Below are 12,442 nucleotides of genomic sequence, written 5' to 3'. Positions count from 1 at the left end.
CACGTCAGATGAGGTGAGTGACTCCATGGCACTGGCAACAGCCGATACGCCGCTGGCAGCAGACACCGTCCAAACCACCAGCAGCCACCTCATCTACTTCTCCTCCACGTCGGAGAACACCGCACGCTTCGTCCGGAAGCTGGGCATCGACGCGGCACGGATTCCCCTCCACGCGAAGGAACCCGCGCTCGTGGCCACCGAGCCCTATGTGCTGGTGCTTCCCACCTACGGCGGCACCGGGGGAGAGGGATCCGTTCCGAAGCAGGTCATCCGCTTTCTGAACGATCCGCGCAACCGGCAACAGATCCGCGGAGTGATCGGGGCGGGCAACACGAACTTTGGGGACAACTACTGCATGGCCGGTGACATCATCGCCGCGAAATGCCAGGTCCCGCACCTATATCGATTCGAACTCATGGGGACGCCGGAAGACGTCAGCCGTGTACAACAAGGATTGGAAGTATTTTGGACACGACTGTCGCAAGAACAGAAGTAGCCGTGGAGAAGCACACGGTCCCCGGTGAGAAGCCGTCGATGCCGGCTGCCTTCCAGGGCCTGGGCTACCACGAGCTCAACGCCATGCTGAACCTCTACGGCCCGAACGGGGAGATCCAGTTCGAGGCCGACCGCGAGGCCGCGCACCAGTACTTCCTGCAGCACGTGAACAACAACACCGTGTTCTTCCACGACCTCGAGGAAAAGCTCGACTACCTCGTCAAGAACGACTACTACGAGCGCGAAACCCTCGACCAGTACACGATGAACTTCATCCGCGATCTCTACAACCGCGCGTACAAGAAGAAGTTCCGCTTCGAGACCTTCCTGGGCGCGTTCAAGTTCTACACCTCGTACACGCTGAAGACGTTCGACGGAAAGCGTTTCCTGGAGCGCTACGAGGACCGCGTCTGCATGGTGGCCCTGCACCTGGCCCGCGGCGACGAGCAGCTCGCCACCCAGATGGTCGACGAGATCATCGAGGGCCGCTTCCAGCCGGCCACCCCGACGTTCCTGAACGCCGGCAAGAAGCAGCGCGGCGAGCTGGTCTCCTGCTTCCTGCTCCGGATCGAAGACAACATGGAGTCGATCGGCCGTTCCATCAACTCCGCGCTGCAGCTGTCCAAGCGCGGCGGCGGCGTGGCGTTCGCGCTGACCAACATCCGCGAGGTCGGCGCGCCGATCAAGCAGATCGAGAACCAGTCCTCCGGCGTCATCCCCGTGATGAAGCTCCTCGAGGACAGCTTCTCCTACGCCAACCAGCTCGGTGCCCGCCAGGGTGCCGGCGCGGTGTACCTGCACGCCCACCACCCGGACATCTACCGCTTCCTGGACACCAAGCGCGAGAACGCGGACGAGAAGATCCGCATCAAGACCCTCTCGCTCGGCGTCGTGATCCCGGACATCACCTTCGAGCTGGCCAAGAAGGACGAGGACATGTACCTGTTCTCGCCGTACGACGTCGAACGCGTCTACGGCATGCCGTTCTCCGACGTCTCGGTCACCGAGAAGTACTACGAGATGGTGGACGATTCGCGGATCAAGAAGACCAAGATCAAGGCGCGCGAGTTCTTCCAGACCCTCGCCGAGATCCAGTTCGAATCCGGCTACCCGTACATCATGTTCGAGGACACCGTGAACCGGGAAAACCCGATCGACGGCAAGATCATTATGTCCAACCTGTGCTCCGAGATCCTCCAGGTCTCCCAGCCCACGACGTACCACGATGACCTGTCCTACGACCAGACCGGCAAGGACATCTCCTGCAACCTGGGTTCGCTGAACATTGCCAAGGCGATGGACTCGCCGGACTTCGGCCTGACCATCGAGACCGCCATCCGCGCGCTCTCGGCCGTCTCGGACATGTCCAACATCACCTCGGTGCCCTCGATCGCCCGCGGCAACGACCAGAGCCACGCCATCGGCCTGGGCCAGATGAACCTGCACGGCTACCTGGCCCGCGAGCGGGTCCACTACGGCTCCGAAGAAGGCATCGACTTCACCAACATCTACTTCTACTCGGTGGTGTTCCACGCGATCCGCGCCTCCAACCGCCTGTCCATCCAGACCGGCCAGACCTTCGGCGGCTTCGAGAAGTCCAAGTACGCCTCCGGTGAGTTCTTCGACAAGTACACCAACCAGGAATGGGTCCCGCAGACCGCCAAGGTTGCCGAGCTGTTCCAGAACATCCACATCCCCACGCAGGATGACTGGCGCGAGCTGAAGGCTTCCGTCATGGAGCACGGCATCTACAACCAGAACCTGCAGGCCGTTCCGCCGACGGGCTCGATCTCCTACATCAACAACTCCACCTCCTCGATCCACCCGGTGGCGTCCAAGATCGAGATCCGCAAGGAAGGCAAGCTGGGCCGCGTGTACTACCCGGCGCCGTACCTGACGAACGACAACCTGGAGTACTACCAGGACGCGTACGAGATCGGCTACGAGAAGGTCATCGACACCTACGCCGCCGCCACGCAGCACGTGGACCAGGGCCTGTCCTTGACGCTGTTCTTCAAGGACACCGCCACCACGCGCGACATCAACAAGGCCCAGATCTACGCCTGGAAGAAGGGCATCAAGACCATCTACTACATCCGTCTCCGCCAGCTCGCGCTGGAAGGGACTGAGGTGGACGGCTGCGTCAGCTGCATGCTTTAATATTCAACTAAATTGTGCCAGTACGACGGCGGGCGTCCGCCCGCCGTCGTACGCTTAACTTAACGAAGAACCCAACTTTTAGGGGATGACATGACCGAGAAGGTCAAGCTGCTTAGCCACGTTGAAGCCATTAACTGGAACCGCATCCAGGACGACAAGGACGTGGACGTCTGGAACCGCCTGGTCAACAACTTCTGGCTGCCGGAGAAAATCCCGCTGTCCAACGACGTCCAGTCGTGGGCAACGCTGACCCCGGACGAGCAGCAGCTCACCATGCGCGTGTTCACCGGTCTGACACTGCTGGACACCATCCAGGGCACTGTGGGCGCTGTCTCGCTGATTCCGGATGCGATCACCCCTCATGAAGAGGCTGTTTACACGAACATTGCCTTCATGGAGTCCGTGCACGCCAAGAGCTACTCCTCCATCTTCTCCACGCTGGCCTCCACCAAGGAGATCGACGAGGCATTCCGCTGGTCCACCGAAAACGTGAACCTGCAGAAGAAGGCCCAGATCGTCATGGACTACTACCAAGGCGACGATCCCTTGAAGCGCAAGGTGGCCTCCACGCTGCTGGAGAGCTTCCTGTTCTACTCGGGCTTCTACCTGCCGATGTACTGGTCCTCACGGGCCAAGCTGACGAACACGGCCGACCTGATCCGTCTGATCATCCGCGATGAGGCCGTGCACGGCTACTACATCGGCTACAAGTTCCAGAAGGGCCTGGAAGGCCTGTCCGAGGAGCGCAAGCAGGAGATCAAGGACTACACGTTCGAGCTGCTCTTCGAGCTGTACGAGAACGAGGTCCAGTACACGCACGACCTCTACGACTCCGTCGGCCTGGCCGAGGACGTCAAGAAGTTCCTGCACTACAACGCCAACAAGGCCCTGATGAACCTGGGCTACGAAGCGATGTTCCCGGCCTCCGTCACCGACGTGAACCCGGCCATCCTGTCGGCGCTGTCGCCGAACGCCGACGAGAACCACGACTTCTTCTCCGGGTCGGGTTCGTCATATGTCATTGGCAAGGCTGTCAATACTGAAGATGACGACTGGGACTTCTAGATCAGTCGTTTCCCGCGTCAGCTGTGAGGTTTCGGCCCGCAATTCTTTCTTGATGAAGGATGTCGAAACCTGAATGGCCCTGCACGCTCCGCGTGCGGGGCCATTCATATTGGCGTGACAGGAGCGGAGACTAAACGCGGTACTTGTCTTTCCGTTTCTGAAATGCTTCTGTACCGCCATCCAGAATCTCGCAGGCATGTTCACGTATGCCGCAGCTTTCGAGTTTGTGGGGTCTCTCTCTGTAGGTCAGCGTGTGCTCGAGGGACCCAGCTAGGTAGTCGAAAGTCCTGCCCCCAGCGTTCTTGCTGTCGGATCCATGGCGGTTCGCTACGATGACTTGCTCGCTGTCAGCGCCCACGACAAGGTTGGCATTATGCGTCACCATAATCACTTGACGTTCGGTTTTGCGCCTTTTCCGGTACGGCACAACATGATCGTAGATCGAGCGGCTGTCTAGGTCGTCATCAGGCTGGTCGATCAAGAGCGGCCAGCGATCATCCGACTCATTGAGGATGAGTTGGAGCGCAAACATCGCCTGTTTCCCTGGTGTCATCGACGACCGGCCAAATCCTCCGATTCTGTCGCCTTCGAGTTCCGCAAAGAAGTGAAAGTCAGGCACAAACGTGAAGACCTGCTCGGCAACTGCGGTCATTGACTTCCCTTGTTTCAGTTTCTGGTCCCCCGCAACCAGTGCCTCAAGAAAATCAGAGGGCTTGGCGAGAACCTGCTCGATCTTTAGGCCGACATTGCGTTCTACAAAGTCCGTGTTTGATCGCTGATCGAAATCTTGAGAAATAGCTGACAGCTTCCCCGCATCATGGCCGCCTTCGATACCGAAATACATTCCATCGACTTCCACAAGCCCGTCGGCAAAGTAGTGGAGGTGATTGTCAATCAGCTGAGCGCGGCATTCCAAACTGGAAACTAGGCTGGAGATGCTTTCGTCTCGAGATTCCACGAGCGACTTGAGCTCGAGTTCGAACTTGTCAATAAGAGCAAGGGCACTATCTTGCTGAGCGAGCTGCTTGACCAATTCATCGACAACCGTATTCGCCTCATTCCGTTCGATTAGGGAGCTATTTTCTGCCCTCAAATCGCTGATTTCCACTTCAATGGCCGCGACTTTGGCTGTTACCTGCTGGTGGTGGGCGACAAGGAGATCTGCAATAGCCTTGCTCAAGCTTGCGGAAGCGTCGGATATGAGCTTGGCCGCGGGCTGCTGAACTGCCAGGGGCAGCGCCGCCGGAGTAGGCGATGTGGTGATTGACACTGCCACATTAGCGGATATCGCGTCCTCGGACTGATCGGCTGCCGAAGTGAAGTACGGACCCAGCGCACTCAGATCCCCGAGCTTGCTCACCTTATCTACGCTAAGCGTCGATAACTGCTCCATGACAGACTGGTATTTGACAATATCGTCGCTTAGCAATTGGGCATCAGCGCGTTGTTTGGCTAGTTGGGAAGCCAAAGCTTCCTTTTGCTTCCGGATCGCTTCGGGGTCACCAACATCAGCCATCTTTTCTGAGAAATCCCGAATTTCAGCAGATCTGGAAAACCAGCTCTTCAGGGATTTCTGTACTTCTCCGCCGATGTTTTCGATGTCGGTGGACGCCTTTCGGTGAGCTATTTCAAAATCACCGCGGGCTCTAAAGAGGATGGGCTCGATCCTTGCGGTAATTTCTGAAGAACGCTCATTGAGATTGAAGAGAGAATTCTGCGGAATGTAGATGACCTTCCCCATTGTGCCCGCAGAGTCTCCCCAGGTAACCTCGCATAGCCCCGGTGGTGTGTCCTTCCATGTTCTGCCGGCTGCCGGCCCAGTCTCTTCCAGCGAGCCGAAGAATCCGCTTTCGAGTTGTTGTTTCTTCGTATACTTGCTATCCACCGCGTGGGCAATATGAGCAAGTAAGGACGACTTTCCTGAGGAACGGCTTCCAATGATGGAAACTAGATTCGAATTAAGAGTCACGGTGGACGGAAAGTTAGCCGAGTCCGTGAAGCTGACCGAAGTTATGACTTGGTACGGCTGCTTTCGGTCTGGTTTGGTTGCCTGAAGCCGGACCCTCTCCGATGGCTCGATGGCAGTTTGTAAAAGCCCTTCAAATGTTGGGTCGGCTTTAATCCATGTAACGTTTTTGTGGGTCGCTCCGCGTGATTCGCGTCCCAGCCAGCTCTCCAGTTCATCGAAGCTGTGAGCGTCACATCCGGCAAACACTGGCCTTGGAGGAAGGTCCTCCTTTCGATTAGAACCTTCGACTTCATTTTGATAGTAGGCGACGTCATTGGGGTTCCCGAAGATCCCTGATGTAAATAAATCTAGATTATCGGCGAGAACTCTCTTGCGTCGCGCTCCGGAAAGTTTGCCCTCCGGTCTGATGCCGTCGTTACCCGCTGGCACCACAGGAAAGACAAGTCCTCTCCAAGATTCGTCAGCTCCAAAGACGTCTTCGAGGGTCTTTCTGACTTCTTCAAGGTAGACGCTAGCAGAATCGAGTGGCCAGATGCCCGATGGTATGGACGGCATGGCGCTCACCAATCCTGCGCGAGATTGGTCCGTCATTGGCCTATGTTGCCGCCGGCGTCGCATGCGGACCGGCCCTAAACTTCAGCTTCATCGTCCGCTCACCCACAGACGCGGAAGGGCGCGGCCTGATCTTTCCCGGATCCCTAGCATTCGCGGGTTCCGCTGTGTGGGCGGCTCTGAGCAGGCGGCCACTCTGGGTGTCGATAATGACTGCGCTGAGAGCTGGTTAGGACTGCACGAAACCGCTGTGAATGGCCTGCAGGCCAGCGGCCAGGGCAGCCATCTTGGCGCTGGGCGGCTCCGGCGCCCCGTGGTCCATGACGCCGGGCAGGTCATGGGCGTTGAGGCGTTCCGTGACGGCGCTGCGGAGACGGGCGTATGCCGGGGTGATGGTGTCCACGGCGTCATTCTAGGAGCATTCGGCATGGACTGGCTCAGAGATCGGGGGAGATGTTCCATCGCCGAACCCCGCATTGAAGCAGGCCTAAGCCAGCGGAATCTTGAGACCCTCACCGGCATCTCGCTGCCCACCTTGAATCGCCTCGAGAGCGGGAGCCACGCGGCCAGGATGGACGATGTCATCTCCATTGCCCGGGCTTTGGGCTGCCCTGTCGAAGCCATCCTGGACGAGAACCCTGTCCGGGACCGCGTCCTCGTGGCCAGCCACGCAAATAAATCCACTGCAGATATTGCCCCGGTCAAAACGAAGCTGACACAGTTCCCCGAGATGGATGCCCATCTGGCGGCACGGCATCGGTGCATGATGCCTCAGCCGAACGGCACCTGTACAGGTTTGAACCTGACCGGTCCTCCGCATTCTCGCCCATAGGGATATTCCCCAGTCGGCTCCGTCACGATGGGCAGCGCGCTGGCGATGCGGGCACCTGAAGAGTCCGCCGCTTCAACGTAGACAGACGTGACGCTGACAGGCGGGACCAGATAGGGCTGTGACTGCGGCACCAGCCACTTGCCGTCAGGGCTCCTGGTCACGGCGGCGGCAGTGCAGCCCTCCCCGAAACAGGCCGCGACCGACACCGGATCCTGCGGGAAGACCAACTCCACGTCGCCGACGTAGGCGTACCCGATGGCCGGGCAGACGGTGCTGCCGGATCCGCGGCTGAACATCACCAGAGCCAGCACAACGGCCACCGCACCCAGCAGCACAAGAAGTAACCCCCGACGCTTCATGGTGCGAGCCTATCCCGGCAGATCGGATCGGCGTCCGGGATAGCGCGCTGAACCCGTAGTCGCCCGGCCAGGCACTGCGTCTCCTTGAACTCTTTGGCAACCAGGACGAGGCTGCCGGGCAAACCAGTCCTTAGCTGCCCGGCTATTCAGTTCTAAAGAATTTCTGTTTCAGGGGAGCACCCAAGATCCCCGCCAACTATCGCATTACCTGTCTCCGCGGGGTAGGGAAGACGGTGTTGCTCAAGCACTCTGAAGAAGTGACGAAGGGGGAGCTCAACTGGGCCGTCGGCAGGCTGCAGCTGGAGCCTCGACACAACCGCGAAGACGCGACCGTCGGAGTGCTCCACGATGTTCTCCTGGACGTTCAGACCCAGGTTTCGCGGGCCGAGAACCTTCGGCAGAAGACGGAGGCCGTCATCATCGGTGCGCGGTCGCTGGCGACCGTGACATTTGAATTTGAAGATGTCACCGTGCCTCTGGGGGGCTCGGCAAATTCGAAGGAAGCCAACCTGGCAGCCGACCTCCTGGACACAGCTCGCATTGCGGTGAAATCCGGAAGGGCCGGGCTTGTCCTGATGCGCGACGAGGCGCAGGTACTCGGGGACGACAAAGGCCGCGACGGACAGCATCCGCTGTCACTGCCCGTCGCCGCAGTCAACACACTCCAGCCGCCCGTTGGATGGCACCGGGAAAGAGGCTACGGAGGAGCTCCTTAGTGCCGTAATGGACGACGTGGAAGGCTATCCGGATTTCGTGCAGCTCTGGGGGCGTCGAGCTTTGGGACGATGCCCTGCTCGACTCCCTGACCCCTGACGAGCAGGACCTCCTCCCACTCACCCGCGACTGCGATTACCCGCCCCTGCGAACTGCTGACATACACAAGGTCACTTCCCGCGAACAAGGCAACGTCAACGTGCGGAGCGGCCCTGGCCTACTTGGAGGCGAATTTCAACTGGCGGTCGGGCTCGCGGCCGTAACCGTCGATGACCAGTCGGTCCTCGTGGACTTTGATTACTGAGTAGGCGTTGGTGTCCTGCTCCACCATGCCTTCAAGGTTCACGTAGTGGATGCCGTTGCGCTCTTCGTAATTGCCCATATGGTTGTGTCCGTTGAGGTAGGCAACAACGCTACGGTGCTTCTCCATGGTTGCGATGATGGCCGAGTCGTTCCAGGCATTATGTTCGTTCAGGGGAGCGACCGGCATGTGGCCCAGGACGACAGTTTTTTCGCCCTTCGCTTCTGCGTCACTGAGCACGCTCTCGAACCAGCGCATCTGCTCCTCGCCGACTCCGCCGTTCCAGGACTGGGCGTTGCTGTCGCCCTCCCACGTCTTCGCGGCCAGGATGGTCTCCGCCTGTCCGCGCTTGGGGGACTCAGGAGCGTTCGCGTAGGTGCTGATGTCGTTGGTGTCGAGGGCAACGAACCGGAAGCCGTCCCGGCTGAAGTCGTAGTACTGGTTTGGCATTCCCAGAAGGCTCTCTACTTCGTCGGTGTAGACGGGGAAGTCGTGGTTGCCCAGAATGTGGTGCCGTGGACCTTGGATCTGCTCCCAAACGGGAAGGATCTGGTCGAAGCTTTCCTTGTTCCTGTCGATGAGGTCACCGGTCTGGATGGTGAAGGCCAGGTCTGCACTGTTGAAGGTGGTGGCCGCCTCGGACAGCTTTTGCAGCGACCCCCGGTAGTTGCGGCTTCCCTTCGTGTCGCAGTCGCAGTACTGGACGTCGGCGACGACACCGAACTCGAAGAGAGGCTTGCCCTCGCCGGACGCCGGGGCCGCCGTGGCCGGGGACAGGGACAGCGCGGACGCTGCCACGCCAAGAGCCAACGTGGCTGCAACAGCGGGGATGAAGGGTCGTGTGGGGATGCGCATCCGTGATTCCTTTGTTTATGGGGGGCTGATTAGCCAGCCTGAGCCTTGTGCCGGGGGCGCCCCCGGACTGACGGTACGGGGGGCAAATGAACCAGGACCGACGCAGCAGTGCCGCACAAGAAAACACCCCGCTACGCAGGTGCGGGCCCCGGCCGACTTCGTGTGGCAAACGCGTCCTGAAGGGCCCTGACCAAGACTCCCGCCAAGGTTCGTGGTGCGTTCACTACGGGTTCACACTCCCCATAGCTCCCACTGGCTGAATGGGCTGGGTATCAGCCGAACCCCCTCAGGAGACAACTTGTCCCGTACCTTTGCCACGTCCCGCCGCCGTTTCCTCGCCCTGTCCGGGGGCGCGGCCGCGACAGCTGCCATCTACGGCTTCTCCACGGCACCCGCCTGGGCTGAACCCCAATTTCCGCAGAACCCCTTCACCCTGGGCGTCGCGTCGGGTGACCCTACCCCCGATGGCATCGTGTTGTGGACCCGTCTGGCACCCGAGCCCCTGGCAGCAGACGGGCTGGGCGGCATGCCACCGTATAAGGTCCAGGTGAACTGGCAGATTGCCGCCGACCCGGAATTCCGCACTGTCGTCAAAGCAGGTACTGAGAGCGCGATCCCCGAACTGGCCCACTCCGTGCACGCCGAGGTCGAGGGGCTGCGCCCGTCCGCGGACTACTGGTTCCGTTTCCGCGTCGGCAGCGAGGAAAGCCCGGTCGGGCACACCCGCACTGCACCGGCGGCCGGATCGGATCCGGGGCGGATCACCTTCGGATTGGCCTCATGCCAGTCGTGGGCCGGCGGCCGCTACGCCGCCTACCGCACCATGGCGCAGGAGGACCTCGACCTCGTCGTGCATGTGGGCGACTACACCTACGAGGGCAAAAACCACGAGACGCTGGCCGATTTCCGCAACAACCAAGCCAAGTACAAGAGCTCGCCCGACCTGCAGGCCGCGCACGCGAGGTTCCCTTTCGTCGTCACCTTCGATGACCACGAAATCGAGAACAACTGGGCTGACGGTGTGTCCCAGGCCGACAACGAGGCTTCCAACGAACCGCAGCGTTTCCTCCAGCTGCGCGCCAACGCTTTCCAGGCCTACTACGAGCACCTTCCGCTTCGCCGCCCGCAACGGCCCACAGGCCCGGACATGGTCCTGTACCGAGGGCTGGACTACGGCAACCTGGCAAGATTTCACGTCCTGGACACGCGCCAGTACCGCTCGGACCAGCTGACCGATAACTTCCCGGGCGGACCGCAGCACCCCGGCGTCTACGACCCCTCACGCACCCTGATGGGTGATGCGCAGGAACAGTGGCTTTTCCAGGGGCTCGCGTCATCGTCCGCCCGTTGGAACGTCATCGCCCAGCAGACAATGATGGCTCAGTACGACTATGACCCGTCCGAAACCCTCTCGGTCAACCACGACCAGTGGGACGGCTACGTCGTCTCCCGCAACCGCCTCACGAACTTCATCAACCAGCAGAACCCGGCTAACCCCGTCATCCTGAGCGGCGACTGGCACTCCGCGTTCGTCAACGATGTCCTGCTCGACCACGCGGACCCGGGTTCGAAAGTGGTCGCCGCAGAGTTCGTCGGAACCTCCATCAGCTCCGGTTGCGGCTGGGCCCAGGCAATCAAGAATGGCCTGCCAGCCAACCCGCACACCCACTACATCAACCCCGACAAGCGAGGTTGGACCCGCTGCACCGTGACCCCGGACGAGTTCCGCAGCGATTACCTCGTGGTGGCGTCGGCCGCAGATACCACTTCGCCAGCCGTCGTCGACGCTTCCTTCGTGGTCCGGAACGGCCAGCCCGGGGCCCAGCGAGCCTGAGACCGGCAGTCTGGGGGCGGCCACCACTACACCGGCCGCCCCCAGAGGCTGGATCCCTTAGTAGCCAAAACGCCTGGTATGTAATGGCGAAGGCCACTGGCGATCTTCTGAGCCACTTCGAGGCCAGGGAGGTCGAGGGTACCCCGCCCCCGCCCAGCTGGAATGTCGCGCAGTCGTAGCGGTGGATAACCCGCAAGAAGTGTCCCCTTTTGTGGACAGCGGGACTGTGCTGGCCGCGCTGGAGAATAAGTCCGGTACGGGATGGATCTATTGCCGGATGTCGGGCATAGGCTCAGAGGTAACGGAAGAACGAGGTGGGTCGATGAGCATCGACGCGTCAGAGATGGATGGTCCCTCCGGGACGTCAGGACAGAGTGGGGGTGTCAGCGGTGACCTGGCCGCTCAGCTCGGCGAGCTGGCCAGGGAGCTGCAGCAGGAAGATGACCTCGACACCGTCCTGGCCGGAATAGTCCAGGCCGCCGTCGAGCTCATCCCCGGCGCCGCCGATGCGTCCATTAGCTTGGTCACCGGTCGGACGATTGAGGCAAAAATCGCTTCGGGAGTCCTCCCCCGCAGGGTTGATGCTTTGCAAAGTTCCACCGGGCAAGGGCCTTGCCTGGATGCGGCCTACGAGCACCGGATTGTGCGGGTGCCCGACCTCAGCACTGAGACCCGTTGGCCGGCGTTCTGCAGTGGCGCCGTTGAGCTTGGGGCGCGCAGCATGCTTTCACTCCAGTTGTTCGTCGAAGGCGACCGGATGGGGGCGTTGAACCTGTTCGGAGCCAGGCCGGACGCTTTTGATCTCGAGTCCGAGCAGATTGGGCTGCTCGTTGCCGCCCATGCAGCCGTGGCTTTCGCCGACTCCCAGAAAATCAGTCAGCTCAAGGAAGCTCTGATGTCCCGCCAGCTCATCGGCCAGGCGGAGGGCATCCTGATGGAACGCTACAAATTAAGCGCCCAGCAGGCCTTTCTTGTCCTTACCCGCGCCAGCTCCAGCTCCAACAGGAAACTGCGTGAGGTGGCAGAAGATCTGACGATCAGCGGAGAAATCGCCGGAGTAAAACGACCGGTTCGATGAAGGCGGTGCCGAGGGCTACGGCGCGGCGGGGCGCGTTGACCGACTTTCGGCCTCCTGTGTAGTCGGGACCGGCGGTTCTCAGGGGTTGGACATCGTCTAAGAGCGTGGAAGCGCCCCCGATGTTATTGGGGGATACATCGGGGCGCGTATGGAGATAGTATCTCGGGCTTTTTCAATTCAAGTGACAAATTCTGCGGCGGCGGAAACCGACACCGGTACCCCGTCTTC

The 12,442-nt window shown here is 60.5% G+C and carries 11 protein-coding genes; 7 read left to right on the top strand and 4 right to left on the bottom strand.

Going from position 1 to position 12,442, the window contains the following annotated elements:
• The first annotated feature begins 25 nt into the window (after window positions 1–25).
• From nrdI to nrdF, 3 genes are all read left to right on the top strand, one after another.
• The gene (nrdI, locus tag ASPU41_RS17520; RefSeq protein WP_069951996.1) at window positions 26–496 is read left to right on the top strand and encodes a class Ib ribonucleoside-diphosphate reductase assembly flavoprotein NrdI; all 471 of its coding nucleotides are present in this window, start codon (window positions 26–28) and stop codon (window positions 494–496) included.
• 38 nt (window positions 497–534) lie between these two features.
• Window positions 535–2,655: a class 1b ribonucleoside-diphosphate reductase subunit alpha gene (nrdE, locus tag ASPU41_RS17515; RefSeq protein ID WP_069952786.1), complete on the top strand. Its 2,121-nt coding sequence runs from the start codon at window positions 535–537 to the stop codon at window positions 2,653–2,655.
• Between the two features lie 90 nt (window positions 2,656–2,745).
• Window positions 2,746–3,720, top strand: a complete 975-nt coding sequence (gene nrdF, locus ASPU41_RS17510) for a class 1b ribonucleoside-diphosphate reductase subunit beta (protein ID WP_024368367.1) — start codon at window positions 2,746–2,748, stop codon at window positions 3,718–3,720.
• A 130-nt stretch (window positions 3,721–3,850) separates the two neighbouring features.
• On the opposite strand, the gene ASPU41_RS17505 is transcribed toward nrdF, so the two are convergent.
• Both ASPU41_RS17505 and ASPU41_RS23115 read right to left on the bottom strand, forming a co-directional pair.
• A complete protein-coding gene (locus tag ASPU41_RS17505) occupies window positions 3,851–6,280 on the bottom strand; it encodes a TrlF family AAA-like ATPase (protein ID WP_197515700.1) in 2,430 nt (809 codons plus the stop codon).
• Window positions 6,281–6,470: 190 nt separating this feature from the next.
• Complete coding sequence (locus ASPU41_RS23115; protein ID WP_197515699.1) at window positions 6,471–6,644, bottom strand: hypothetical protein; 174 nt, start codon at window positions 6,642–6,644, stop codon at window positions 6,471–6,473.
• Here ASPU41_RS23115 and ASPU41_RS24120 point away from each other — a divergent pair.
• Entirely contained in the window at window positions 6,579–7,073 is a 495-nt protein-coding gene (locus ASPU41_RS24120) for a helix-turn-helix transcriptional regulator (protein WP_442856255.1), read from the top strand. The genes ASPU41_RS23115 and ASPU41_RS24120 overlap by 66 nt on opposite strands.
• Here the strand turns inward: ASPU41_RS24120 and ASPU41_RS17495 are convergent.
• Window positions 7,013–7,432, bottom strand: a complete 420-nt coding sequence (locus ASPU41_RS17495) for a hypothetical protein (RefSeq protein WP_157357038.1) — start codon at window positions 7,430–7,432, stop codon at window positions 7,013–7,015. The two genes, ASPU41_RS24120 and ASPU41_RS17495, sit on opposite strands and share 61 nt — an antisense overlap.
• A 236-nt stretch (window positions 7,433–7,668) precedes the next feature.
• On the opposite strand from ASPU41_RS17495, the gene ASPU41_RS17490 reads away from it, so the two are divergent.
• Entirely contained in the window at window positions 7,669–8,148 is a 480-nt protein-coding gene (locus tag ASPU41_RS17490) for a hypothetical protein (protein WP_069951992.1), read from the top strand.
• 215 nt (window positions 8,149–8,363) lie between these two features.
• On the opposite strand, the gene ASPU41_RS17485 is transcribed toward ASPU41_RS17490, so the two are convergent.
• Entirely contained in the window at window positions 8,364–9,302 is a 939-nt protein-coding gene (locus ASPU41_RS17485; protein ID WP_083266597.1) for a metallophosphoesterase, read from the bottom strand.
• Window positions 9,303–9,600: 298 nt separating this feature from the next.
• On the opposite strand from ASPU41_RS17485, the gene ASPU41_RS17480 reads away from it, so the two are divergent.
• Both ASPU41_RS17480 and ASPU41_RS17475 read left to right on the top strand, forming a co-directional pair.
• The gene (locus ASPU41_RS17480; protein WP_069951991.1) at window positions 9,601–11,136 is read left to right on the top strand and encodes an alkaline phosphatase D family protein; all 1,536 of its coding nucleotides are present in this window, start codon (window positions 9,601–9,603) and stop codon (window positions 11,134–11,136) included.
• A gap of 322 nt (window positions 11,137–11,458) precedes the next feature.
• Window positions 11,459–12,214 carry a GAF and ANTAR domain-containing protein gene (locus ASPU41_RS17475; RefSeq protein ID WP_069952784.1) on the top strand — a complete coding sequence of 252 codons (756 nt, stop codon included), beginning with the start codon at window positions 11,459–11,461 and terminating at the stop codon, window positions 12,212–12,214.
• Window positions 12,215–12,442 lie beyond the last annotated feature (228 nt).

The sequence above is a fragment of the Arthrobacter sp. U41 genome (assembly GCF_001750145.1).
GTDB lineage: Bacteria > Actinomycetota > Actinomycetes > Actinomycetales > Micrococcaceae > Arthrobacter.
This window is presented reverse-complemented; position numbering and strand designations above follow the sequence as displayed.

Excerpts from the sequence above, each read along its gene's own strand:
- ASPU41_RS17495 (WP_157357038.1), bottom strand. The coding sequence starts at position 7,432 with ATGAAGCGTCGGGGGTTACTTCTTGTGCTGCTGGGTGCGGTGGCCGTT.
- ASPU41_RS24120 (WP_442856255.1), top strand. The coding sequence starts at position 6,579 with ATGGGCGTTGAGGCGTTCCGTGACGGCGCTGCGGAGACGGGCGTATGC.
- nrdF (WP_024368367.1), top strand. The coding sequence starts at position 2,746 with ATGACCGAGAAGGTCAAGCTGCTTAGCCACGTTGAAGCCATTAACTGG.
- nrdE (WP_069952786.1), top strand. The coding sequence starts at position 535 with ATGCCGGCTGCCTTCCAGGGCCTGGGCTACCACGAGCTCAACGCCATG.
- ASPU41_RS17505 (WP_197515700.1), bottom strand. The coding sequence starts at position 6,280 with ATGACGGACCAATCTCGCGCAGGATTGGTGAGCGCCATGCCGTCCATA.
- ASPU41_RS17485 (WP_083266597.1), bottom strand. The coding sequence starts at position 9,302 with ATGCGCATCCCCACACGACCCTTCATCCCCGCTGTTGCAGCCACGTTG.
- nrdI (WP_069951996.1), top strand. The coding sequence starts at position 26 with ATGGCACTGGCAACAGCCGATACGCCGCTGGCAGCAGACACCGTCCAA.
- ASPU41_RS17475 (WP_069952784.1), top strand. The coding sequence starts at position 11,459 with ATGAGCATCGACGCGTCAGAGATGGATGGTCCCTCCGGGACGTCAGGA.